The sequence below is a fragment of the Porphyromonas endodontalis ATCC 35406 genome (assembly GCF_000174815.1).
Lineage (GTDB): Bacteria > Bacteroidota > Bacteroidia > Bacteroidales > Porphyromonadaceae > Porphyromonas > Porphyromonas endodontalis.
In genome coordinates this window covers 23,855-48,458 of the sequence record NZ_ACNN01000035.1, presented here as the reverse complement: position 1 = coordinate 48,458, position 24,604 = coordinate 23,855, and the positions used below count along the sequence as shown (strand labels likewise).

The 24,604-nt window shown below is 47.6% G+C and carries 27 protein-coding genes, 2 tRNA genes and 1 other RNA gene; 15 read left to right on the top strand and 15 right to left on the bottom strand.

The annotated features are described in order from the left end of the window. The first annotated feature begins 416 nt into the window (after window positions 1-416). The 12 genes from POREN0001_RS08150 to POREN0001_RS08100 all read left to right on the top strand — a co-directional run bounded on the left by POREN0001_RS08150 (window position 417) and on the right by POREN0001_RS08100 (window position 7,999). Window positions 417-490 (top strand) — tRNA-Ile (locus tag POREN0001_RS08150). A 147-nt stretch (window positions 491-637) separates the two neighbouring features. Next, window positions 638-1,046, top strand: a transfer-messenger RNA (tmRNA) gene (gene ssrA, locus POREN0001_RS09305). A gap of 175 nt (window positions 1,047-1,221) precedes the next feature. Then, window positions 1,222-1,989 (top strand): ADP-ribosylglycohydrolase family protein, encoded by a 768-nt coding sequence (locus POREN0001_RS08145; RefSeq protein ID WP_004335163.1) that lies wholly within the window; start codon window positions 1,222-1,224, stop codon window positions 1,987-1,989. A 328-nt stretch (window positions 1,990-2,317) separates the two neighbouring features. Then, window positions 2,318-2,402, top strand: a tRNA-Ser gene (locus POREN0001_RS08140). Window positions 2,403-2,771: 369 nt separating this feature from the next. Next, window positions 2,772-3,998: a site-specific integrase gene (locus tag POREN0001_RS08135; protein WP_040581549.1), complete on the top strand. Its 1,227-nt coding sequence runs from the start codon at window positions 2,772-2,774 to the stop codon at window positions 3,996-3,998. A 33-nt stretch (window positions 3,999-4,031) separates the two neighbouring features. Beyond that, the gene (locus POREN0001_RS08130) at window positions 4,032-4,496 is read left to right on the top strand and encodes a DUF1896 domain-containing protein (protein WP_004335091.1); all 465 of its coding nucleotides are present in this window, start codon (window positions 4,032-4,034) and stop codon (window positions 4,494-4,496) included. 139 nt (window positions 4,497-4,635) lie between these two features. After that, the gene (locus POREN0001_RS08125) at window positions 4,636-4,983 is read left to right on the top strand and encodes a hypothetical protein (RefSeq protein ID WP_040581546.1); all 348 of its coding nucleotides are present in this window, start codon (window positions 4,636-4,638) and stop codon (window positions 4,981-4,983) included. A gap of 353 nt (window positions 4,984-5,336) precedes the next feature. Next, on the top strand, window positions 5,337-5,768 hold the full coding sequence (locus POREN0001_RS08120) for a hypothetical protein (RefSeq protein WP_040581586.1): 432 nt from the start codon (window positions 5,337-5,339) through the stop codon (window positions 5,766-5,768). A 22-nt stretch (window positions 5,769-5,790) separates the two neighbouring features. Beyond that, window positions 5,791-6,210 (top strand): PcfK-like family protein, encoded by a 420-nt coding sequence (locus tag POREN0001_RS08115; protein ID WP_040581543.1) that lies wholly within the window; start codon window positions 5,791-5,793, stop codon window positions 6,208-6,210. A gap of 4 nt (window positions 6,211-6,214) precedes the next feature. Beyond that, a complete protein-coding gene (locus POREN0001_RS08110; protein ID WP_040581539.1) occupies window positions 6,215-7,489 on the top strand; it encodes a PcfJ domain-containing protein in 1,275 nt (424 codons plus the stop codon). 25 nt (window positions 7,490-7,514) lie between these two features. Next, entirely contained in the window at window positions 7,515-7,769 is a 255-nt protein-coding gene (locus POREN0001_RS08105; protein ID WP_004335200.1) for a hypothetical protein, read from the top strand. An 11-nt stretch (window positions 7,770-7,780) separates the two neighbouring features. Further along, window positions 7,781-7,999, top strand: a complete 219-nt coding sequence (locus POREN0001_RS08100) for a hypothetical protein (RefSeq protein ID WP_004335169.1) — start codon at window positions 7,781-7,783, stop codon at window positions 7,997-7,999. A 158-nt stretch (window positions 8,000-8,157) separates the two neighbouring features. On the opposite strand, the gene POREN0001_RS08095 is transcribed toward POREN0001_RS08100, so the two are convergent. From POREN0001_RS08095 to POREN0001_RS08025, 15 genes are all read right to left on the bottom strand, one after another. Then, the gene (locus tag POREN0001_RS08095) at window positions 8,158-8,664 is read right to left on the bottom strand and encodes a glycoside hydrolase family protein (RefSeq protein WP_040581536.1); all 507 of its coding nucleotides are present in this window, start codon (window positions 8,662-8,664) and stop codon (window positions 8,158-8,160) included. Between the two features lie 11 nt (window positions 8,665-8,675). Continuing rightward, window positions 8,676-9,137 (bottom strand): DUF3872 domain-containing protein, encoded by a 462-nt coding sequence (locus POREN0001_RS08090; protein WP_040581533.1) that lies wholly within the window; start codon window positions 9,135-9,137, stop codon window positions 8,676-8,678. A 12-nt stretch (window positions 9,138-9,149) separates the two neighbouring features. Next, entirely contained in the window at window positions 9,150-9,743 is a 594-nt protein-coding gene (locus POREN0001_RS08085; RefSeq protein WP_004335076.1) for a conjugal transfer protein TraO, read from the bottom strand. After that, a complete protein-coding gene (gene traN, locus POREN0001_RS08080) occupies window positions 9,737-10,693 on the bottom strand; it encodes a conjugative transposon protein TraN (protein ID WP_004335176.1) in 957 nt (318 codons plus the stop codon). Before traN ends, POREN0001_RS08085 begins: the two co-directional genes overlap by 7 nt. Window positions 10,694-10,742: 49 nt before the next feature. Beyond that, window positions 10,743-11,987, bottom strand: coding sequence for a conjugative transposon protein TraM (traM, locus tag POREN0001_RS08075; protein ID WP_420892100.1), 1,245 nt, complete (start codon window positions 11,985-11,987; stop codon window positions 10,743-10,745). A 13-nt stretch (window positions 11,988-12,000) separates the two neighbouring features. After that, window positions 12,001-12,294 carry a hypothetical protein gene (locus POREN0001_RS08070; protein ID WP_004335136.1) on the bottom strand — a complete coding sequence of 98 codons (294 nt, stop codon included), beginning with the start codon at window positions 12,292-12,294 and terminating at the stop codon, window positions 12,001-12,003. Window positions 12,295-12,298: 4 nt separating this feature from the next. Then, complete coding sequence (gene traK, locus POREN0001_RS08065; RefSeq protein ID WP_004335128.1) at window positions 12,299-12,922, bottom strand: conjugative transposon protein TraK; 624 nt, start codon at window positions 12,920-12,922, stop codon at window positions 12,299-12,301. A 54-nt stretch (window positions 12,923-12,976) separates the two neighbouring features. Further along, on the bottom strand, window positions 12,977-14,014 hold the full coding sequence (traJ, locus tag POREN0001_RS08060; protein WP_004335132.1) for a conjugative transposon protein TraJ: 1,038 nt from the start codon (window positions 14,012-14,014) through the stop codon (window positions 12,977-12,979). Window positions 14,015-14,066: 52 nt separating this feature from the next. After that, window positions 14,067-14,699 carry a DUF4141 domain-containing protein gene (locus POREN0001_RS08055; protein ID WP_040581531.1) on the bottom strand — a complete coding sequence of 211 codons (633 nt, stop codon included), beginning with the start codon at window positions 14,697-14,699 and terminating at the stop codon, window positions 14,067-14,069. A 141-nt stretch (window positions 14,700-14,840) separates the two neighbouring features. Beyond that, window positions 14,841-17,345, bottom strand: a complete 2,505-nt coding sequence (locus tag POREN0001_RS08050) for a TraG family conjugative transposon ATPase (RefSeq protein ID WP_004334992.1) — start codon at window positions 17,343-17,345, stop codon at window positions 14,841-14,843. Continuing rightward, on the bottom strand, window positions 17,342-17,677 hold the full coding sequence (locus POREN0001_RS08045) for a DUF4133 domain-containing protein (RefSeq protein ID WP_004335059.1): 336 nt from the start codon (window positions 17,675-17,677) through the stop codon (window positions 17,342-17,344). The genes POREN0001_RS08050 and POREN0001_RS08045 overlap by 4 nt, the downstream gene beginning before the upstream one ends. Before the next feature lie 3 nt (window positions 17,678-17,680). Then, window positions 17,681-17,980 carry a DUF4134 domain-containing protein gene (locus POREN0001_RS08040; RefSeq protein WP_004335135.1) on the bottom strand — a complete coding sequence of 100 codons (300 nt, stop codon included), beginning with the start codon at window positions 17,978-17,980 and terminating at the stop codon, window positions 17,681-17,683. Window positions 17,981-18,121: 141 nt separating this feature from the next. Continuing rightward, window positions 18,122-18,883, bottom strand: a complete 762-nt coding sequence (locus tag POREN0001_RS08035) for a hypothetical protein (RefSeq protein ID WP_004335002.1) — start codon at window positions 18,881-18,883, stop codon at window positions 18,122-18,124. Next, the gene (locus POREN0001_RS08030; protein WP_004335121.1) at window positions 18,880-19,410 is read right to left on the bottom strand and encodes a DUF3408 domain-containing protein; all 531 of its coding nucleotides are present in this window, start codon (window positions 19,408-19,410) and stop codon (window positions 18,880-18,882) included. Before POREN0001_RS08030 ends, POREN0001_RS08035 begins: the two co-directional genes overlap by 4 nt. Then, the gene (locus POREN0001_RS08025) at window positions 19,407-20,204 is read right to left on the bottom strand and encodes a ParA family protein (RefSeq protein WP_004335024.1); all 798 of its coding nucleotides are present in this window, start codon (window positions 20,202-20,204) and stop codon (window positions 19,407-19,409) included. The genes POREN0001_RS08030 and POREN0001_RS08025 overlap by 4 nt, the downstream gene beginning before the upstream one ends. A 578-nt stretch (window positions 20,205-20,782) precedes the next feature. On the opposite strand from POREN0001_RS08025, the gene POREN0001_RS08020 reads away from it, so the two are divergent. The 3 genes from POREN0001_RS08020 to mobC all read left to right on the top strand — a co-directional run bounded on the left by POREN0001_RS08020 (window position 20,783) and on the right by mobC (window position 24,550). Beyond that, entirely contained in the window at window positions 20,783-21,196 is a 414-nt protein-coding gene (locus POREN0001_RS08020; protein WP_040581583.1) for a plasmid mobilization protein, read from the top strand. A 5-nt stretch (window positions 21,197-21,201) separates the two neighbouring features. Beyond that, window positions 21,202-22,482, top strand: coding sequence for a conjugal transfer protein MobB (gene mobB / locus POREN0001_RS08015; RefSeq protein WP_004335178.1), 1,281 nt, complete (start codon window positions 21,202-21,204; stop codon window positions 22,480-22,482). Between the two features lie 67 nt (window positions 22,483-22,549). After that, on the top strand, window positions 22,550-24,550 hold the full coding sequence (gene mobC, locus POREN0001_RS08010; RefSeq protein WP_004335156.1) for a conjugal transfer protein MobC: 2,001 nt from the start codon (window positions 22,550-22,552) through the stop codon (window positions 24,548-24,550). Window positions 24,551-24,604: the final 54 nt, after the last annotated feature.

Genomic DNA, 24,604 nt, shown 5'->3' with positions numbered 1-24,604 from the left:
GCTGAAAAAAGAAAATTTCTAGGGCAAAAGTGTACCCCATTTTTGCCTGAAATTCTTTTTGTTTTAGGGTAGAAAGGGAGTTGCTTTTTGGCTGCATTTCTTGAGAGGAGACACTCCGCCACTCATCCGAGTACGGCAAACTCCCCTCGCATGAAGCATCTATCACGGGGACTGTTCTCCCAGGAGATCGGAAACACCCATCAGCGAAAGAGGGCTCTCTCGCCTCAGCCAAACCCTAAAAACCAGAGAGAAGAAGAAGAATATCCCCCTATAAAATCAATCGAACCATTCTGAGCATCCCATTTTCTACGAGGAAGGAATAGGCAAAAAGCATTGTGTATACAACATTTTATTGTACCTTTGCAGGGCTCAAGGTGCAAGGGGCACCCACATCCGTCTTAGGATATTTGGCAAATGGTCCTATAGCTCAGTTGGTTAGAGCACCTGACTCATAATCAGGGAGTCCTTGGTTCAAGCCCAAGTGGGACCACAAGAGAGGAGGATAAAATCTTCCCTTTACGAGCAAGATCTCTTGCTCGTTCTCTTTTAGAGGCAGCGGCTTCTTAGAGAGAAGATACTTTACCATAAGTCTCAGGGCATTAGGGCTCCATAGCTCTACTCTAGAAACAAGACGCACGGGGCTGACTGGCTTTGACAGCGTGACGAAGGGGTAAGTAAGCATGTAGTGAGTTGTTGTTCCCTCACTTTAATATCAGACTTCAAAATTTTTAGTTGGCGAAAATAATTACGCTCTCGCTGCCTAACCGAAGAATAGTAAGTTAGCTTCATCCTTGAGCCGATAGGCTCGGACGAGACGTCACCCGAAACTCTTGCTCCGAAGTTACTCGAGTTAGGTGATGCACAAATATCGGAGCTTGGGGCTGCTAGGTCTATGGGGTAGCATTCCAATATTTCATAGGCTAAGGGATGGTTGTTGGTTGCTCTGTCCGTGCAACGATCCCCGACAATTCCAATCAGAGATAAACATGTAGAAAGCGTATTCATTCCACGTTTGGACGAGGGTTCAATCCCCTCCAGCTCCACTTTAAACACTGATTCCTTAGGGAATCCTAGGGAAAAGACATTGGTTTGTAAATTGAAAACTCCTTTATATCGTGAAGGGGTTTTTCGTATATATAGCCCCCCTCCGGTGGCATTGCTCCAAGGTCAAAGGGCTACACCAGGGAACAGAATCCATAATCTAATTATAAAAAGAAAACAATGTTAGGTGCGATCATCGGTGATATTGTTGGTTCTCGCTTCGAATTCGACAATATCTATAAGACAGACTTCGAGTTGTTTACTCCGGAATGTGCGTTCACAGACGACTCCATTTGCACGATTGCCGTTGCGGATGCTATTATCAGGGATGAGGAAATAGGGAAGGTTTTACACGAATGGTGCAGGCGTTACCCATATCCAAAGGGTGGTTACGGAGGCTCCTTTGCCCGTTGGGTATATTCAAACGGCCCCCAACCCTATGGTAGCTTTGGTAATGGTTCTGCCATGCGTGTATCACCTTGCGGATGGCTCCCAGCTAGAGAAGATGCCCTGACAAAGGCAAAAATATCTGCTGAGTGCACACACAATCACCCCGAGGGTATCAAGGGGGCTCAATGTGTGGCGGACTGCATCTACCTTGCGCGAAACCAAAAAGACAAAGCACAACTCAGAGAGATGGTGCAAGAGCAGTACCACTACGACCTCAACCTAACATGCGATGAAATCAGACAAACCAGTACATTCGACGAGACGTGCCAAGTAACGGTGCCTCAAGCCATCGTTTGCTTTCTCGAAAGCATGGACTTTGAAAGCGCTATCCGACTCGCCGTCTCAATCGGAGGAGATAGCGACACAATTGCCGCCATTACAGGGAGCATTGCAGAAGCCTATTACGGCATTCCTCAGCCCATAAAAGAGAAGGCCTGGAGCTATCTTGATGATGAGATGAAGAGGGTTATCACACAATTCCAAGAGAAGTACAAGTAAGGGGAAGAGGCTCCACAGGAAAAGAGATGCAAATCCTATGTTGTCAGCATACCAAAGTTTGTAACCCTCCACGTGACACACAAAAGGAGTTTTCGGATTCCACACAAGCAACACTTTAAGAAAGGAGGAGGAGTGATGGCATTGGATACATTCTCTCTTTTACATTCTAGTTCAGGACTTTAGTTGAAGCTAATACCCTACTCACCCCTATATTCCTAGCAATTCGAGAGTCTGAAGGTGTATTTTCCTGGCAGAAAGCATTGCCATTTTACAAGAATGTATTACCTTTGCAGACGATTCGAGGATAAGGGATTTCCTTTACTTGAATGGAGAGATGGCAGAGTGGTCGATTGCGGCGGTCTTGAAAACCGTTGAGCTGAGAGGCTCCGGGGGTTCGAATCCCTCTCTCTCCGCTTGAAGTACTCTGTAAAATGAGTAGACAAAAACTTCAAAAATCTGTAAGTGTCGTAATTTCAAGGAGTTACGACACTTTTATTTTATGCCCATTCAAGCTTTCAGAGTACGTAAAAAGGTCGTATGAACGCCCAAAATACTCTTCTGTGGCTACAATCTGGCTACATTTTTTTGAGCCTCCCAAAAATTGTAGCCAAGAGTTCGTAGAGAGTTCGTTTAGAGTACTTGTATTTTGCTGTTATTCAAACAATTATGTAGAACTTTGTGGCCGGTCTACAGAGATTGAAACAATGGACTTTTGGCTACAATCAGCCATCTGTCCGGCTACAATTTCTCTGTTATTGGCTACAATTAAAAACAAGCAAAGTATGAAGTCAATTTTCAGAACAGTCTTCTATCTTAGAAGCAACTATGTAAACAAGGAGGGAAAGACACCGGTGATGTTGAGAATCTATCTCAACAACGAACGTCTTTCACTTGGTTCCACGGGAATTGCCGTAGTGCAATCCCTCTGGGACAAAGAGAATGAGAAACTCAAAGGTCGTACAACCGACGTTCTGAGTACCAATCTCGAGTTGGACAACATTCGTAATGGCTTGCAAAACATCTATCGTAAGTTGGAAGATAGCTCCGATTTGTGCTTGGAACGCATCAAGGCAGAGTTCTTAGGTAAAAAAGAGGATATAGACACCCTGTCGCAACTTTTCGATAAGCACAATGCGGATATTGCCCAACAAGTCGGCATTTCTGTAAGTGCTGCCACACTGCAAAAATACAATGTTTGCAGGCGGCACTTCTTGGAGTTCCTGCAAAACGACTACAGAAGAGCAGACATCAAGCTGTCAGAGCTGACTTATACGGTTATCCGAGAATTTGATATTTATCTTCGCACAGCTGTTGGACAGAATGCCAATACGGCAACTAAAACGATGAAGACTTTTAAGACCATTGTCATCTTAGGGCAGAAAATGGGTGTCTTGCATCACGATCCCTTCCTTAATCACCGCTTCCACTTGGAGCCGGTAAACCGTGGTTTCCTCACGGACGAGGAAATCATGAAGATAGCCAACAAAGATTTCGGCATCCAGCGTTTGGAACTGGTAAGGGATGTTTTCATCTTCTCCTGCTTCACAGGGTTGGCATATATCGACGTATCCAATCTCACACCGGACAACATCGTTACACTTGATGACAAGCAGTGGATTATGACCAAAAGGCAGAAAACAAGCGTGGAAGCAAATGTCCTACTTCTCGATATTCCGAAGCGCATCATTGCAAAGTATAGTGGAAAGACCTATCGGGACGGCAAATTATTCCCCATACTGACCAATCAGAAAACCAACGCATATTTGAAAGAAATAGCCGACCTTTGCGGTGTCAAGAAGAACCTGACCTTCCACCTTGCCCGGCATACATTTGCCACCATGTCTTTGAGTAAGGGCGTTCCGATGGAAAGTGTATCGAAGATGTTGGGGCATACTAACATCAAGACCACACAAATATATGCCCGCATAACCAACAAGAAGATAGAGCATGATATGGAGCAACTCGCCGATAAGCTCGGCAAGTTCAATAAGGCGATGGGCATCCGATAATATAATAATGTATAACCCTAAACCAAGAAGATTATGACAACTAAGAAAGAACTATCCTACTTCCGTCTGAAGTTAGAGAACTACCTCAGTGAGCATTTCCCCGAAATGCTGAGTGACAAACCATTCATAACGGCAAGAACCGACGAAGCTCTTACCACCTACTGCGATGCAGTGGCACAAGGCTTCTCGCATCCCGAAGCTGAGAGTATGGCAAGCGAAGTGTTGTATAGAGGACTGCATTTCTCAAAGTACGATACGCTTGTGTCTGTCTTGGAGAATGAGTTTGAGAAAGAACTGCCCTCTCCACTCCCCGAAAAGCTCTCCCCGATACTTCTGAAGAACAAGTCTGTGCAAAGCGTTTTCGACAAGTATGAGCTGACGGACGACTTCGGCGCAAGTCCGGAATATGAGAAACTCTACACCGAACTGACAGGAACAATCGTTCTGCTCATTGAGGTCAATGGTCTGCCAACGATAGGCGGTGAGAACATGACTTGATGCAGCACCATCGGGAGCTTTTGTAGTGTCAAGAGCCAAGATAAACGCTCCACTCCACACGACAAGAGTTTTGCAAACACTTGTCTTTGTGTAGTCTGCGCATCTTGTTATTGCTCTTGAACTATTAAAAGCTCCGATTATGAATACAATCATCATGAATCAAGACATTCACACACCTGCCTTCATCAAGGCAGACGTATCGAACAAAACCGATAAAATCAAGCAGCAGTCGATTTCTCCCAAGCAAGTCCGCCGCTTCTCTTGGACACGCTTCATCGAACTCGCTATCCTGCTTTCCATCGTTATCGGTGTCGTTTGGCTTATCTCGAAGATAGTAACGCCACAGGTCGTTACCGCCTTGTCAGTCATTGCAGGTTTTCTGATACTACGCTTTATTGTCAGAGTCATTCTCCAAATTACCTTTACGCTGCTGAGCATTCTCTTCTGGCTGGCGATACTCTGTGCCATCCTGCTTTGCGTGCTTTGAGAAGCACGGCTTTGTAATACCTTTCATTTATCGTTCATCAGGTGGTTATCTCACATTTCGAGATAGCCACCTTTTCTATTTCCCACTATGGGCGTTGCACTTTCGCTTCCTTTCCAATGCTCCACAATATGCGAAATGAAGAAGACGGATGCTGTTCCCTTTTTATCCGCAAAGGTAGTACGGGGCTTGTGGCTTTCAAAAGGTCTGTGCCGCTTGGTTTGTCTGGAAAATCTCCACACCTACGGGTTGTATTTTCCGCCAAAACCTTGTGCAAGCCCACCCCGCTACCTCTATTTTGCTACAAAAAGGAATCAGCATACTCCGATCTTTGGACGCATAAAAAAAATGTCGCTATGGATAAGCAAAAAGTAAATACAACATCTTCGATGAACAGCAAAGGATATAGCTCCTCCTCTCATTACCGCATTAACCCTACGGCTGAAAAGAGTGAGCAAGTGTTGGCAATTAAGTTTGTACAATGGGATGTTCCCCCTTTGGAGAGCCTTTGTAATAGCAAGGTTTATCTTCTTCGTCTGAAACTCAATTGTGGCGAACAGATGAGTCGTGAAGAGAAAAATTGGCTATGTGAAGCCGTAAACTCAAACACCTACTTCCGCACAGCCGTGCCCCTGCAAGGCTGGAGGTTTGACTTCTTCGATGTACTGAAGAAATACCTTGTCAATCAGTACGGACAATGGACAGAGTATTACGCACCCGACAGAACAAGCCTAAGAGCCTACCTGTATGGACGCATCAATCAAATAGTAGAAATTCCCAAGTATTAACAACATCAAAACATATACGACAATGAAAGGAACAGAACATTTCACACGGACAATAGCCGAGTATCTCAATCAGCGTGCTATGACAGACCCTTTGTTTGCCCCTAACTTGATGAAACCGAACAAGAATATCGAGGAGTGCATCACCTACATTCTTAATGAAGTGCAGAAAAGCGGTTGCAACGGCTTTGATGATGATGAAATCTTCTCTATGGCTGTTCACTACTATGATGAAGACGATATAGAGGTGGGTAAGGCTGTTTCCTGCCAAGTAGCCGTTAATCACGTTGTGGAACTAACGGAAGAAGAAAAAGCCGAAGCAAGGCAGGAAGCCATTAAGCAATATCAGCGTGAGGAACTTGCCAAAATACAGAGTCGTAACACACGAGTGAAAAAGACCGAGAACATAGCAACCCAAGTACAACCATCACTATTCGATTTTTAAGCTTATGAAACCAAGAAACAAATTTGAAGAGGCAGTTTTGGAACAAAGCAAGCATCTTCGCCCGATAACCACAACACAAAGCAAATGGGCATTCCGTGAGTGCATAGACCACTTCGCCTACCGCTTGCCCAAGGGTCGCACCACTTGTATGGATTGCGGGCATAGTTGGATAATGGAAAAGCCTGCCGATACTTGCACTTGCCCTCACTGCAGGGCAAAGTTGCAGGTCAAGGAGACATTCCAAAGGAAATTGCAACAAAAGCGGTATTTCACCACACTTACCGCTTGTGGAGAATACCAAGTGTTGCGTATGTTCCTCCTCGTAGCTGAAATGGAGAAAGGCTGCAAGGCAGAGCACTATGCGCTTGAAATCGGTCAGTATTGGTGGAACGCACAAGGACGAAAGACAATTGTTGCCGTTCAGAGAGTATTGGGGAGATACGTTGATACATTCTCCTATTGCGCACCTATGGCAATCCGCAACGACAACGAAGCCTACCGATATGCAGCCTATTCGCAGATATATCCCAAGTTCAAGGTTACGGACACACTCCGCAGGAATGGTTTTAAGGATGATTTTCACGACATTGCTCCGACAACACTCATTCCTGCATTGCTTTCCGACAGCCGTGCCGAAACATTGATGAAGTCGGGACGTACAGACCACCTGCGCTATTTTCTTGGCAAAAGAAGAGCGTTTGACGATTATTGGCAATCCTATAAGATTGCAGTCCGCAACGGCTACGATATAACGGATATTTCCCTTTGGTGCGACTATGTGGATATGCTCCGCAGACTGGGAAAGGACATACACAGCCCGAAACATCTTTGTCCTGCCGACCTCCATGCCGAACACGACCGCAGACATAGAGAACTGCTCACGCAAAGAGAAAAGGAGGAACTTGCCAAGAAACAGCAAAAGGCAATGGAAAATGAAAAGCGTTTCAAGGAACTTAAATCCAAGTTCTTCGGCATCCGTTTCACAGACGGAACAATCCAAGTCCATGTATTGGAAAGTGTGCAGGAGCATTTGAAAGAAGCCGTATCAATGCACCATTGTCTATTTTCCAACGAATATTATCTTAAAGAGGACTCACTAATCCTATCGGCTACGATTGAGGGTAGACGGATAGAGACGATTGAAGTCTCACTGAAAACATTGGAAGTGGTGCAAAGTCGTGGCGTGTGCAACAAGAATACGGAGTATCACGAGCAGATAGTGAACCTTGTCAATGCCAACCGAAGACTCATCAGTCAGCGAATGAAGGCAACGGCATAGTATGAACCGTTAAATAATTAGAAATATGAAAACAGAGATTGAAAACATTATCTATAACTGTGCAGACGAGATACCGCACATACTCATCAGGGTTATCAACGCAATAACCCTATCCGACAACGAGGAAGAGTTAAGGACGGCAATCAGCAAAATAGCTGAAGAAACGGAACTTGACAAATTCTTTGCATACGGCTATGGCGCACATCACTTTTGGCTCACACACCGCAAATTATCCAATGGAGAGCCAAAGCAGTACAGATTATTAAAGGTCGAATTTTAAGATTGGAAATTATGAAGAAGAAACAAAGATTTTTGGTATATACGCAATATGTTTTTGACGGCGTATTCGATGTGGTTGCTGAGAGCAATGAGGAAGCACGGCAGAAAGTCCTGCAAAATTGTGGGTTGGTAATGGGTGGAAGCATTCACAGTACCTTACCCGATGATGAGATAAACTGGGCTTTCGATATACACCCCAACAAACGAATAGACAGAATAACGAAAGTGTAGAAATAGCATCTTTAATAAAATCAAGAGCCACGCAAACCGAAAATTTGCGTGGCTTCTTTTTTTCGCTTTGCTCAACAACTCGTCTTTGTCTTTGAACAAGCAGGCGACCAAAGCAAAGAAGCAAAAGAAAGTCGCAAAGAAATTACATTTCATATTTGCTAAGGAAGAAAGAACAAGGCATACTCCACATGTCTCCGTTTGACTAATCCTCTCAAGACCTTGCCCTTGTGCCGGCAGAACGAGACATACTCCCGATAGATGTTTCTGTCCCCTGCCTCTATCTTTTGCAGCAGTCGGCTTTTGGGGTGCTTGCCATAACCGAGTAATCGCCCAACGCCCACGTTGTAGGCAAGCAAGGTCAGCAGCAGGGCATCCTTGCCATAACCTTTGAAGTATTCAAAGCATTTCCAAAGGTCGGCTCGGAGCAGCGAGTCCGCCTGCCGTTCCGTCATATTGGAAGAGAAATGCTCGCCCGGCTGCAACTGATGCCCATATCCGACGTACGGATAACAGCCCTTTCCGTGCAGTCCCTCAAAATATTTTACGACAACCACCGCACGCTCAAAAGGCGGCAAGTCTGTCAACCGCACCCTGCGCCGGGCAAGGGTCGGCTGACAGAACAGGCAGAATACACAAAGTAAAATGAAAGAATTTATCGTTCGCATCAGTTATGTTCTTAGTGGCGAGAAAATGCATGCTTGTCCTTGCCTTCTTCCCGCCCGTTGTTGAAACTAAAGGTCAGCTGCTGGACCTTACCAAAACTATCCTCCACATATACGTCAATCGTCTGGTGGTCGGATGATAACGAAGTATAGTACAAGCGGAACACGTCCTTGGTGAGCGGATAGCGGTCGTTGGGCTTGAACACCGTGCCATCGTCCATCTTCAGTGTTCCTTTGCCGTCGGGCTGAAAATATCGGATGGTGTAGTGCGTGTCGGCAAAATCTCCCCCACGTTTGAGCGTGCAACGTATCTCTGCCGTCTGTCCTTTGACAATGTCCTTCTGCACGGGCATCACTTCGAGCGTGAACGGATAGGACTGCTGAACATCCAGCTCCCGAGTACAAGCAGATAGACAAAACACAGCAAGGGCAAGCACGCCCATTACCCATATTGAACTTAAAATCTTCTTTTTCATTTTTCTTCTTGCTTAAAGATTAAACCTAAGTCCTGCCGATAGTACAGGACGGAAACGATGTACGTCTGAGCCGAAGAGCAACCGCCCCTGTGCCTTGACAAGAAACAGAAGTCTGTCCGTGAGGAACACCTCCACCGAGCCATGCACGGCACCGCCATAGACGAAGCGTGAACGGTCGAGCAGCGTTGCCCTATCGGGCAGCAGCTTCTTGTCCTCGTTGATTTCTTCGTAGCCACCCAAAGCAGATATGCCGCCATAGAGAAACACGTTCTTTCCATTGTCGGAGAGAATCGGGTGCATATAGCCCAAGTGCAGGAGCGCATCTTTGAGTTTCACGCCATAATCCCTATAAGGCATATTCTGCTGTTCATACTCTGCCAAGACAAAGACATACTTCTCACGCTTCAAATAACGGATGAGCGATACGCCCACACCGAAGTTATCCTTGGCAAAGAGTTTTTCGCCTTTGATAAGGGGAACGCTGCCCACGACTTCCATTCCCCTCTGTTTGGGTATCAGACGCTGTGCGTGCGACGGCAAACTAAAAGCCATAGCCACCACAACGCAAGTCGATAAAATGAGTTTGTTCTTCATAAAGTCTACCATTTGAGTTTGAGGTTATCTATCTTCTTGGCGAGCAACAGGTCTTCCTGCCCGACATAAAAAGTCAGCGTTCTACCTCCGTTACGCTCGTAAAGCGTTACCTCCAGTTGCTTATCTTCTGAAAGCGCAAACTGCTCCAATACAAACACAGAATGTTCGCTATCCTTACCCTTTACCTGCATCACCTGATGCCAGGCACGCAAGGGCTGAAGCACCTGCTCCTGAATGGCGGTGCGCTTTGCCATCTTCTTATCCACCACCTTGAAAGTGATAAAATCCACCGAATACGGCATATTCGTGCCGTTTTCCATACGGGTGTGGAAATACAGCAAGCCGTTATGGGCATACAAGCCACGAAGGAGGAACTTCATGCCGAACTGCTGCGCCCCGATATGCTTGACGGTGCGCCTGTTGTTCTGATAGATGGTCTGCATCATCAGCTTGACCAATACGGGCGACTCGTTGCCGAGTTCCTTGAAATAGATGTCGGCACGGTTGCTCGGCAATCGTCCGTCCACAGGAGAAAGGAAGTCCTTCATCTCCACGCTGAGTTTCTCCGGCTCATCGGCATATTTTACATTAAAAGCGTAAAACGAGCCGTCCTCGCAAATAACGCTCATATTGGTTTCCGTCTCAAAGTCCTTGACGGCAGCCTTCACACGCAGCACGTTCTCCGCATCCTCCGCTTTCCCGGCAATGATGTTCTGTGAACCCAAGTCCACATAGCGAATGGGAGCAGGGAAGATGAGATGCACGGTTTTGTCGAAGGTAACGTCCAAGCCGTATGGCAGGACAACATGCCCGTTAGGGATTGCACGGCTCATCCCTTGAAAGAGTTCGCCCGAAGTAAGCGGACTATAGGGATTGAGTGCTACATTGCTGTCTGTTTCCTGAGCAAAGGCTGTCCCCATTGCTGATGCAAGGAGCATCACTGATAAAATAAGTTTCTTCATTGTTGCTATTGTTTTGATGTTATTGTTTTACCTGTCATTTTTGATTGTTTTATTTTGTCTGCACCAAGAAAAGGCGATAACCACCTTTGAGCGTTACCTTGACGGTACGCAGTTTCTTTTGGAGAAGCTGACTTGCCCCCTGCATCACCCCACGGGCAGCCTCGGAGATAATCTGGTCCTTGGCGGAGGAAGCAAAGGTGAACGATGTCCCCATCGAGCCACCGATGTTGGCACCAACCTCCTTGAGAGCATTGATGTCCTCCGAACCTGGGATATACACGCCCTCCTGCCCGTCCGTGTCGTATGCCGAGAGCTTGACGGCTATGATATGGGCGTCCACCTCAATGCTTTTGATAAGCAGATGCATACGGTTGCCTTCAATCTTGGCGACAGCTATGAGTCGGCTCTGCCGTGGAATACGCAAGCCCTGCACCTTGGCGGTTTCCAGCAGACGGAGTACCACGTTGTCACCCTCCTTGAGTGTCGTTGTCCTGTCCACCACCACTTTGAGCGTGTTGCGCATCGTGGGTGCAGCCAGACTTGTAAGTGAATGGAAACCCATGTTGCGTGCTTTCGTGCCATACTCCCTGATGAAATCCGCATCGCTCATCGGCTGACCGAGTGAAGACACCACCTGTCTGCGTTCTGCCAAGACTTCCATAACAGGTGTGTTGGTTTGTGCAACCTGCCCCTTTGTAAGTTCCGTATCTGTGCTTGAAGTAGCGTTACCCGTACTTCCCACAAAGGAACCACCCAGGGACGGCGGTGTCGATGAAGCCTTTGGCAGGTACTTCGCCGCCATCTGATAGCTCTTTTCCATCAGTGCGAGCTGCCGTTTCTCTTCATCGTCCTCCCTGCTGCTCTTGGAGGATAGTTCCTTTTTGAGATTGTCAATCTCCGAGCGTAATGCCTCACGTTCCTCTTCGTGTGGATCGGGAGCGTAAAAAGAGTTAAGCAAGCGGGTATTCTCCTCATAGCGGCGCATGGAGCTTTCTATCTTTGCTGTGGAAACGGCTGCTTCGGCACGTTTCGTTTCCGTTGGAGCCGTATTTTCAGCGAAGTAATCCGAGAGCCTGCCCATCTCCTCGCGGGTCTGCTCCTCCTCGTGCGCCTTGTCACCCAGCTCATAGGCTTTGAGCTTGTTCTCGGTGAGCTTTTCTGTCGTTGCCTGTGGGATGCTGTCGTTCAAGCCCTGCTCTGCAGCAGTCTTGTCCTTGCCTGAAGGGGCGAAGATAAACCACATCGAGAGGGCAAAGAGCAGTCCCAGCCCTCCGAAGACCAAGCCTTTCTTCATTTGTTCTTTCTGTTTATTTTCCATTGTTTTTACATACTAATTGGTGAATGTTTTCTGTGATACGATGAAGGCTGTCCGTTCGTATGGGGCTGTCCACCACCTCGCTCGTGGGGAAGAGCAGCGCTTCCTCCCTTTGGGGTAGAAAAAACTGCGCAATCATCCAAAGAGAGCAGATGAGATAGACAAGGCTCAGCCCATAGACGATAGCCTTGCGCTGCCTTACCGTGAGCCTGTCGCACCGATGGCGAAGCCACAGGTGCAGCCTTAGATAGTAGCGAGCGAGCAAATAGTTTCTTTTCCTTGCCATAGTCTTATCGTTTATAGGTCTGTATGTCCCTGTTTTCCCTGACCATGAACTGCTCCATCAGGAAGCCCTGCGGATTGTTGTCCGAGCGGACGGAGTTCTGCAGCGTGCAGGTCGTGATGAGACTGCGCTCCGTGACATTGCTCTGTCTGACGATGAACAGCCGTGAATAGGTCGTTACCCCGTAAGGGTAAGCACCAAAGTTGCAGCGTATGGAGTCCACCTCTATGCGTTGATTGACATTGCCCGATATGGCACGGTTGTAGTAGCCTTTCTCCGCCAAGTCCTTGTAATAGTTGAAAGCCGACTTGTCGCACAGGAGGAAGGCACGCTCCATGTTCTTCTCGATGGCGTCCTTGTCGGGCGCGATGGTGAAGAACAGCTCGTGAAAACGGCGCACATGCTCCCTTGCCTCCACGGGACGGTTTCGGCTTGCATCCTGACTGAGTGCAAGCATGAGCGACTTACCTTGATCCAGCACATAGATTTTCTCTCGCTGCTCCTTGGCGAAGCCGTACGAGGCATAGACGGCATAACCGCCTACCGCCACACAGACGATGGCAAAGACAAAGGCATAGAGCCGTATCTGCCTGAATGAGGTCTCGATATTTCTAAGTGATTTGAATTCCATTTCTTTTTATCATTTAAGTTATTGTTCTATCTCTAAATTCTCACGTTCTAACCTCTACTTGCCTTTAAGCAAAGCTCCCTTGATACGTCCGATGGCATTGCCCGCAACGGCACCCGCTCCGCCTGCCAAATATTTGCCGCCCGTGTATGCACCCTGTGCGCCACGTTGTGCGGTCTGATTGACGTTTCGCCCGTAAGAACCGATACCGCCTCCTGCCTCGATAATCCAGCCGGCAACCGTAGGTACGCAGAAGTAGCCCACGATGCCGATGAGGAAGAAGACGATGTAATACCAAGTTCCCGAATCGGGCAGATAGTTCGGGTCGCTGAGTGCCTCGATGTCCTTCTGTACCATCAACACCTGTATCTTGGTGAGCAGAGCGGTCAGGATACTGCTCACGGGAAGCCACAGATAGACCGAGATGTATCGGGAGAACCAAGCCGTAAGAGAACCCGAAAGTCCATCCCACACGGCAATGCCGAAGACTACCGGGCCGAGGATGGAAAGGACGATAAGAATAAAGGTACGGAGTGTGTCGATGATAAGCCCTGCAGCATGGAACAAAAGTTCCATCAGATCATGAACGAGTTTCATCACCCACTGCTTGGTTTGGTAGGCGGCACGTTCGGCATACATTCCGGCGATGGTAAGGGCGTCTTCGGGACCGATGAAGCCCATTTCCTCTATCTTCTGGTCGAACTTCTCGTTGGAGACAAGATAGGCGGTTTCGGGATTGCGCAAATAGGCTTCTTCCTGCAGTTTGTTTCTCTTGGCGGTAAGCTCCGCCAAGTTCCCCTCCTGCCTATGTACCATCATTTCCGTACCCTGCACCACAGGCGAGAGTACGGCGTTCATCGTTCCGAGCACTACCGAAGGAAAGAACATGATGCAGAAGCCCAAGATAAAGGGGCGGAGCAGAGGAAACACGTCGATTGCCTCGGCACGGGCAATGGAAGCCCATACCCGAAGGGCAATGTAGAAGAGTGCGCCCAATCCCGCTATCCCCTTGGCGATGCCCGTCATCTGCGCGCAGAGGGGCATCATCTCATCGTAGGTGGAGCGTAAGAGCTCGTGTAAACTGGCAAAATCCATAACTATTCGTGTTTAGTATTCTGTAATGAATGAAAAATGTAGGATTGCCGACCTACCAATATCTGCTTGCCGTGTTGCCGTAGAGTGCCTTGACGGAGGCAAGGTCGTTCTTTTCCCTTGCACGGACGTAGCTCACAGAGATGTTCTTCCTTGTGTAGTACGACACGAGCGAGCGGTATTCGCGCAATGTGGTGTAGATACGGTCGATGGTCTGCATGCGCTCGTGGTCATTCATCGAAAGCACGCCCGACTTGGCCACGGACTTGAGTTCCTTGAGACTCTCCCCGCTTTGTTCCAATAGTTTGGCGTAGCCCGAAGCCATCGCAGCGAGTTCGGAAGGACGGAAGTTCCTGTCCGAGAGCATCTTCTTGTAGGAGGTAACGTAAATCTCCGAGATGTCGCCCACCATGAGGATACACTCCTTGACCTTGTAGGCATCACCGATGAGGTTGTTCACTTTCTTCAGGGCATCATAATACTTCTTGGTGTCGTTGTAGAGCTTCTCCACCTCCTTGAATCCGTCCAAGGTGTTCTTTACCGTCTTCGAGGCGGTGGCAATCTCCTTGACCGTATTGGCAATGTTGCCGGCGAAGTTGGTCGGGTCGCTCACTACCCACTGTGCGTGGGCTTTGCCATTCATAAAGAGAATGGCACTCATCATCAGCATTAAAACTTTCTTTTTCATTTTACAAATTGATTTTTGCGTGGATACAATAGCATTTGACTTGCTCGGAAAATCAGTCGACTGTTTTCTTGAAATATGACGTCATATTTTTGAGAATATGATGTCATATTCTCAAGCTTATTGTATTACGCGGTTAAACTTTTATTGATTTCTTTTCTCATTGGCCAGTTGCCGGATAGCCGTCTCGATGTCGCCACCGAGCTGTGCAGCACGCTGCATAACCTCAACCTTTTCTGTTTCCTCCGTGGTGTAGGTGAGGTATTCTTCCATACTCACTTCCGTAGCATAGACGGCACTCTGCATACCGCCCAAGCCTATCCACACTTCCTTGTAGAGTCGGTTCGGGTCATTGTTCTGATTGATGGAGAGGATTTGACTCTTTTCTTTTTCGGACAAGCCGAGCATCGCCTGTATGCCGTCGAATTTGGTCATATACTTGCGTTGGTCGAGTAGTATCTTACAGTCCGAGTTGTTGATGATACTCTCCTTTACTACTGGCGAGGAGATGATGTCGTCCACCTCCTGCGTTACGACAATGGCTTCCCCGAAATACTTTCTCACGGTCTTGTACAAATATTTTATATAGTCCGCCATGTTTGCCGAAGCAATGGCTTTCCACGCTTCCTCAATGAGAATCATCTTGCGGATACCCTTTAACCGTCGCATCTTATTGATGAAGGCTTCCATGATGATAATCGTTACCACAGGGAATAGGTCTTTGTTATCCTTCACCTGGTCAATCTCGAAGACGATGAAGCGTTTGGAGAGCAGGTCGATATTCTTATCCGAGTTCAAAAGGAAGTCGTAGCGACCGCCCTTGTAATACTGCTTCAATGTCGTTAAGAGGTTGTTGATGTTGAAGTCCGAGAGCGTTACCTCGATGTCCCGCTTTCTCATATCCTCCCGATAGACATCACGCAGATACTCATAGAAGGTGTTAAAGCAAGGCGTAATACTTCTATCAGAGCGTATCAACTCTATGTAGGAATTGACGGCAGAACCGAGTTCGCCCGCTTCAGTCTTGGTGATATGCTCATCGGCACTCTTCCAAAGGGTCAGCAAGAGCGTGCAGATACTCTCCCTTTTCTCCACGTCGAAGAAGTAATCATCGGTATAAAATGGATTGAAGGAAATGGGGCTTTCATTGGTATAGGTGAAATAAACCCCGTCTTCGCCTTTGGTCTTGCGGTGAATAAGTTCGCACAACCCTTGGTACGAGTTACCCGTATCAACCAAGAGGACGTGCGCCCCTTGTTCGTAATACTGGCGTACCATGTGGTTGGTAAAGAAACTCTTGCCGCTGCCAGAAGGACCCAAGATGAATTTGTTTCTATTCGTGATAACACCCTTTTTCATCGGCAGGTCGGAGATGTCCAAGTGGATGGGTTTGCCTGAAAGACGGTCTGCCATTTTGATGCCGAAGGGAGAGAGTGAGTCCTTGTAGTTGGTCTCTGCCGTAAAGAAGCAGAGGGCAGGCTCTATGAAGGTATAGAAACTCTCCTCGGCAGGAAAATCGGCAGCATTGCCGGGAATACCCGCCCAGTAGAGCGTTGCAGCATCAATGGTGTTGTGGCGTGGTCGGCACTCCATCAAGGCAAGTGCAGAGCCGACGTCGTTCTTGACTTGCCGCAGTTCCTCCTTATCGCTGCTCCATGCCAGCACGTTGAAGTGCGCGCGGATGGAGGTCAAGCCCTGCGAGTGGGCGATGTTGAGATACTCTTGTATCCACTCCTCGTTGATTTGATTGGAGCGAGAATAACGTGCCAGCGATTGCATGTTCCGTGCTTGCTTCTCGAAGCGTTCAAGATTGGCGTCGCTGTCCTCGATGAAAATGTACTGGTTGTAGATGTGGTTGCAGGGCAGCATCAAGCCCACGGGAGCGGCAAAGGAAAGGCGGCAGTCGCTTCTGTCGGTCGATAACCGCTCATATCGGCTGTCGGTACTTACACTCGTGGGTAAGTCATCGGTGTCGCTAAGTGTATGCAGACAAAGCATATTGTCGCCTACACGCACGAGGTCGGCACCCAAGCGAATGTCCTCCAAAGAGGCGTATCCTTCTTCCGAGAGGGAGAAATAACGGTCCAAGAGACCACCTTTTTCCTTTGTACCGACCAATTCCTCTTCTGTCATGCGGATAATCCTTATCTGTTCGGTATCGTTGATGATACGCTCGAACTGGTCCACGGCTTCCATGAACTTCATCACCTCGTCCTTGTTGGTGATTCCCTTGGGCAGCAGGTGTCCACGGCAGAGCGAGGAAAATTTGCTCTGCTGTGCCATACGCTGCTTGTTGGTCTTGGTCAGGAACAGATAGACCGAATGATGCAGGTAGGGACGCTCGTTGAAATGCCGTTCCGATGCACGGGCAAGGAAACTCAATCCACTCTCGGAGAGCTTGCCTTGATAGTCTTCCTTGATGAACCAATCCTGCTTATGCACGATGCTGTAATTGGGCAATACCTTAACCGCTTTGTGCCAAGCCGAGTGCATTGCCTCATATTCGGCAGAGGTGACGGTAAAGAGTTCGGGCAGTTCCACACGGAAAGCCACCGTGATGTCGGCATCCTTGCTCACCATACACCCCTGCTCGATGGAGAGCAGCGGGAACTTCGACTCCAAAGTTGTTATCTTGCTTTTGTTTCTCATTGTTTCTTTCTTTTGGGTTGAAGGTTACGGATAAGGTGAAAGACGGTACGGCGGTTTACAAGGTAGCGTGGGTGCATATGCACCGCCCCCTGCTTCATCAGCCCATACTGTCCGTACTTACGGTTCATGGCAAACGTTTGCCACACCACGAGGGTGGCACCCACTATGCCTATGATGAGACAGGCTATTTGACTGACTCCGCAGAGGTAGAGCACGACAACGAGAATGAAAACAGCCAGTAATCCTCCTGCAAAGAGGAAGAGATACTGCGCCTTCAAGCCCTTGAACTCCACCGTCCGACCTACACCTTTATTGATTTCCCAATTAGCCATCTTTTACAGGAAGAAGGAACGCAAGATAGTGGCAGCCACGATGAGGAAGATGCACGCACCGAACCAGCTCGCTGCGGTCTTGCTCGTATCGGGGTCGCCTGAACTGAACTTGTTGTACACTTTTATGCCACCAATCAAGCCCACTACGGCACCGATGGCATAGATAAGTTTCGTGCCGGGATCGAAGTAAGATGTTACCATCTTGGTGGCTTCGTTGATGCCCGCCATACCGTTGCCCTGTGCGTATGCTCCTACGGTGGCGGCAGCCATCAGGAGCAGCATCAGTGTAATTTTTTTGTTCATTGTTCTTTTTATTTTAAGTTGTTAATGAATATTCTTTGATGGGAGGAGACGGTGTAGGCGGCCTCATTTTATCGTATGGGATTGTTTTACATGTGAGCCACTCCGGCCGTTACTCCTTCCCAGTTTGCAATATGGATTGTTTTACAGATAGTAGGACAGCGGCTTTTCTTCCGCCGTTCCCTCGTTATCGTTTTCATCGTCTGTCTCAGGTGTCGCCGTATCATCCTCCTGCAACTCCGCTTCTTCAACTTTGCGGATGGCAGCGAGCAGCTTTTGATGGTCTTTCTCCTGCTTGAGCGTTGCCTCCTTGATGTAGTCCATGAGCTGTGTGCCCCGTATGCTTTGCAGCGTGTCCTGCACCTCGGCTTCATTTTCCTCGTCAAGCGTATTGTCATTCTTATGCCAGCCGGTAACACGGACAACTTCCCGCGCAAGAATAGCGGACGGTGAGACTTCGGGCAAGGCAGCGTCGGCGATTTGCAGTTCCTCACGGGCGATGATGTCCTCATCCGGTTCATCCATCGTATAGTCAATCTGCATCTCGTTGTCCTCTTCCGTGCCTTCCGTATCTTCTGTTTCTTCGGGCACCGGTGAGTTTTCCGCTGCAAAGGTATTGGGATTATCGGCTGGATTTTCAGTTGGGGAAACAGCGGGAACATCGGGGACAGACGGGGAAATGAAAGGTTTGCTCCTGCCCACCAAGATATGGCGGGCATTGTCTATCTGCTCTTGGGAAACAGAAGGCTTGGAACGCTCGATTTGTCTGTTTTCTTTTCGGCTCGGGTTGTTTTTCTCCGATTGGGTTGCTGAATCTTGGAACAGCCTCCAGAGATATGCGATGGCGAGGGTTATCCATGCAATGCCCAGCAGAAGCAATATTCCTAATAATAAATTGATAATCATAAGTCTATGGTTTTATCGCGCCTGCGCTGTGAGGCGGTATGATTCAACAAATCCTGATACGTTTTCAAATGGTCGAGAAGGATATTCTCTATATACCCCGTGATGGAAGCCTCCGACCTGATGTCGTTCAGCACATCACGCAGTATCTGGAGTATCTCGGTATGGATGCTGAAGCCCGACTTGTTGCGCCCGTTGCGGACACCCGTCAGAAATCGCTGTTCGTATTCAGGAAAGTCCATTGCTGGGGAAGAATCCTTCGTTCTGGCATTTCTCTTTCTTTTCGAGGGCTGCGCTGTTTTGGCATTGTTGCCATTAAACGAAGTTTCTTCCGGTATTTCCTCCTGTTCGTCAATTTTAGAAAGAGAGGCACTTGCATCTTCTTCCACAGAGTCTGAATCATCATCCAAATCAATGGGGTCGTCAAAGTCTGGTGTGTTCTCCTCTGTGCGCTTCTTGACACCAATGTCTGCCATCTCCTCCAATTTCGCTTGAAGCAGCTTTTCACGTTGCTCTTTCAGTGATTTCATACGCCGTTCTCAGTTTTCAGGTTGAGTTTCTCCATGACCTCCTTTACCCACTCATCCACCCCAGTCTGAGGGCGGAGAGCCGGTGCAGGGGGCAGGTAGGAGCAGCGGAATACACCTTTGACACCCCCTTGTGCCAATTCCCTGCTGAAGCGGACGGAGTTGTAGATACGGGTATCGAAAATCGGCAGTCCCTGTTCCTCAGCATTCTGACTGAACAGGTCGATGACCGTGGTACCGGCACTGCGGTTGATTTTGTTCCAGAGCAAGAAGAAATCTTGAATGCGTGAGCCCTCAAAGCCGATTCCCAAGTCCCTGATTATCTTGGCGTATGCAAAACTCGATGCCAGCGACTGTGGATCGGATTCTATCGGGGAAATGATATAATCCATCGTAATGGACAGGTCCATCATGGCACTGGTAAGGGCATGACCGGGAAAGTCGAAGATGAATAGTTGCGGTGCCGTCTTCATTTTATGCAGGTATTTCATGACATCGGAAACGGCTCTTTCCGGCTTGCTTCTGATGATATGGTATGATTTCTTGCCGTAGCGGGACAGCCGCTCATGGAGTTCTTTGCCCAGTTCGGGTGAGGACTCGATGAGGTCTCTGTCGCGTTCGCGGAGTTTGTAGAAGGATTCCTGCGTACCATCACAGTCCACGACGGCAAGAGAGATGTTCTTTTCGTAGTACAGAATGGATGCCAGCACTTCGGCAAGGCTGCTTTTACCCACTCCACCTTTCTGTGAGGCGAAGCCCAGATAAATGGGATTGTCTGTTTTCTTTTCCATATTCATAGTCGGTTGTTACTTATGCTATAAGTTGATGTATATCTTGACTGATAAGCCATGTCATATTTGTTGTTGAAACCATATTTTTGACCCGACCTAAAAGTTTAGTTTTAACTCAGCTCAATTTTGAGTCTGCTCAAAGGCATAAAATCATCAACTATTCAAACCATTCTTGATTGAGATTTTTTGAAGTTGAAATTATCATTTTGGGATCTTAATCCATACGGGTTTCAAGCTGCCTTTCAACTGAATCCGTTTGCAAAATAACAAGGTTTTATCTTAAGTTTCAACCATCTGTGAAGTACAGGGAAATGAAAGGAAAAAGAGTGAATATCGTTGATAATGAGATATTTGAAAACTCGCCGTAACTTTGCAGGCGAGAATAATACATGGAGGTTATATCCCGAAGCAGACACCCCAAAAGGGTGGATACTTCAATCGTATCATTTGGCTTCGCCGACCTTCGGTTCTTGATATTGGCAAGGTGTGTCTTTGTAACACAAACCGCCGTTTGTACCACAAAGCCCCTTGCCTCGGTGCGAGGGAATAATCACTCCAAAGTCGTAATTAGAAACTAAATGGATATGGATAAAGAAAGAGAACGTCGTTCAGAACGAAAACGGGCAGAAAAGCCCCGTTGGGACAACTGGCATGTGCGGTTGCCCAATCCGAAAGACCAGCAAAGGGCGATTGATTTGTTCCATAAATCGGGAGCGGAAACCAAGTCGGATTTCGTGCGTGGTCGTATTCTTGGGGAGAGTTTTAAGGTCATCACGGTGGATAAATCCGCCGTGGAATACTACCGAAAACTCTCAGAACTCATGGCACAAATCCACAAGATTGGCGTACTGTATAACCAAACCGTGCGTGCCATCAACAGTTATCACAGTGTGAAGACCGCACAACTATTGCTCGAAAAGTTAGAGAATTTGTCTCTTCAAATCATCACGTTACAGCAGAAAACGATACAACTAACCGAGCAATTTGACAGGCGATAAAGATCATGATAGCGAAGATTTCAGCAACGGAGAATCTCGGAGGGGCATTGGGCTACAACTTCAAAAAGGTGCAGCACAACGAGGCATCCGTCTTATGCGTGAATGAACTTCGAGAGGGCTTTGACGGCACTTATCGAATAGATAAGGTGCTTCGCGATATGCAGGCTCTTATCCCTGAGAAATGCCGTACCAAGAAAACAGTGTTCCACTGTTCGCTCAATCCGCACCCGGGCGAGAAACTATCCGATGAGCAACTCACACAGATAGTCAAGGAGTATATGGAGGCTCTCGGCTACGGAAAACAACCCTACATCGTGTTCAAGCACAACGACATCGCCCGTGAGCATATCCACATTGTGTCGCTTCGGATAGACGGTGAGGGAAAGAAAATCAACGACAAGTTTGAAAAGCGAAGGAGCAAGAAGATTACCGATGCCTTGGAAAGAAAATACGAACTCATTCCAAGTTCAAAGATCGCTGACAAGGCGATGAATGAAACACCCAAGATTGATACCACCAGAGGAAATACCAAGGAACAGGTGGCAAGCACCCTCCGCATGGTGCTGAAGCATTATCGCTTCTGTTCCTTGGGTGAACTGAATGCTATTCTTTCAGCATACAATCTTGCCGTGGAAGAAGTGAAGACGGAGTTTCGGGGAAAGAAATACGACGGGCTTGTCTATGTTCCGACTGGTGATAAGGCCAACAAATTAAGTACGCCCATCCATGCCTCGGACATCGGTCGTGGTGTGGGCTATACTGCCGTACAGAACAGGATGCAGAAATCCAAACAAGCCATCAAGCCGCTGATACCCGCCGTAAGAGAGAAAGTCCTGCAAGTAATGCGTACTTCTCCTCAAACAGAGAAAGCACTGCGACAGCGATTAGAAGAACAAGGTTTGCGGACGGTTGTCCGAAAGAATGAGGGCGGGCGCATCTATGGCATTACATTCATTGATGATGAAGAGGGTATCGCTCTCAATGGTTCACGATTGGGTAAGGGATATTCCGCCAATGTATTCAATGCGTATTTCTCTAATCCTGCCCATAATCCATTTTTGGACGAAACGCTGTATGGCAATCCAACCCTACGTTCCGAACAAACCAACGTTACCTTGCCGATGCAACCGAGCACAGAGGAAAGCGACAATATCGTCGATGACCTCATAGAGGAGTTAGTTGGCGAACCTTTTGCTCCAATGGGTAATGATGATTGGAAGGAGGCAGCTTGGCAGCGTAAACTCCGCAGACAAAGTAAGGTTAATCTCAGACGAAGAAAACGATAAATGATTCAAATAGCATTCAAATGCTATTCAAGCAATGATAAAAAACAAAATGTAAAAGCATACAACTATGGCACAGGAAGATGATTTAAGGGCATTGGGTAAGGTCATGGACTTTATGCGGGGTATCTCTGTGATATTCCTACTTACCAACTGCTATTGGTTCTGCTACGAAGCATTTCAAGAGTGGCATTTTACACTCGGTATCGTCAACAAGATACTGATGAATTTCCAACACACGGCGGGCTTGTTTTCGTCCATCCTTTGGACGAAACTCTTTTGTGTAGTGTTTCTTGCCTTGTCCTGTCTTGGAACAAAGGGCGTAAAGGAAGAGAAAATCACGTGGCCAAAGATTTGGACGGTGCTTTTCTCCGGCTTCGTCTTTTTCTTCTTCAACTGGTGGCTGCTTGCACTGCCCATCGGTAAAGTCGGTGCAGCTACGCTCTATATCTTCACACTGTCCGTTGGCTATATCTGCCTGCTGATGGGTGGTGTATGGATGAGTCGATTGCTCAAAAATAACCTGATGGATGATGTATTCAATACTGAGAATGAGAGCTTCATGCAGGAAACGAGGTTAATGGAAAACGAATACTCGGTAAACCTCCCTACACGCTTCTACTATAAGAAGAAGTGGAACAAGGGCTGGATCAATGTGGTCAATCCTTTCCGTGCCTCAATGGTGCTTGGCACACCGGGTTCGGGTAAATCTTACGCCATCGTAAACAACTACATCAAGCAGCAGATTGAAAAGGGCTTTGCCATGTATATCTATGATTATAAGTTTCCCGATTTGTCGGAGATAGCCTACAATCACCTGCTCCATCATTTGGACGCCTACAAGGTAACCCCACAGTTCTTCGTGATAAACTTCGATGATCCGAGAAAGTCGCATCGCTGCAATCCCATCAATCCTGCCTTTATGACGGATATATCCGATGCTTATGAGAGTGCCTACACCATCATGCTCAACCTTAACCGCTCGTGGATTCAGAAGCAGGGAGATTTCTTTGTAGAATCGCCAATTATCTTGCTTGCCGCTATCATCTGGTTCCTGAAAATCTATGAGAATGGGAAGTATTGCACCTTTCCGCATGCCATTGAATTTCTGAATCGCCCTTACGCACAGATTTTCCCTATACTCACCTCCTACGATGAGCTTGCTAACTACCTTTCGCCCTTTATGGATGCTTGGGAGGGTGGTGCGCAAGACCAGTTGCAGGGACAGATAGCTTCAGCGAAGATACCGCTCTCAAGGATGATTTCACCGGCATTGTACTGGGTGATGACAGGTGATGATTTCTCGCTCGACATCAACAATCCCAATGAGCCGAAAGTTCTTGTAGTAGGTAACAACCCCGACCGTCAGAATATATATTCGGCAGCATTAGGACTATATAACAGCCGTATTGTGAAACTCATCAACAAAAAGAAACAGCTCAAATCTTCGGTAATCATCGACGAGTTGCCAACCATCTATTTCCGTGGATTGGATAACTTGATTGCCACAGCCCGAAGCAACAAGGTCGCTGTATGTCTGGGTTTTCAGGATTTCTCACAGCTCACTCGTGATTATGGCGACAAAGAGAGTAAGGTGATACAGAACACTGTGGGCAATGTCTTTTCCGGGCAAGTCGTTGGCGAAACGGCCAAGACGCTCTCTGAGCGGTTCGGCAAGGTCTTGCAGCAACGACAATCGATGACCATCAATCGAAACGACAAGTCCACCTCTATCTCCACCCAGATGGACAGTCTTATCCCGGCAAGCAAAATTTCCAACCTCACGCAGGGTATGTTCGTGGGAGCTATGTCCGACAACTTTGACGAGCGCATTGACCAGAAGATTTTCCACGCGGAGATTGTTGTGGACTCTGTAAAAGTCTCTGCCGAGATGAAAGCCTACCAATCCATCCCTGTAATCGCAGACTTTACAAATGAAGATGGATTCGACAATCTCAAAGAGACCATCGAAGCCAACTACAAACGTATCAGACAAGAAATACTTTCACTTGTGGATGCAGAGACGAAACGCATTAAGGAACTTCCTTCACCGGCACATCTTGCAAAGTAGTTTTATAGCCTCCTATTTATTGGGCTTTGCAAAGGTCTCTCTGTCTATGACGGA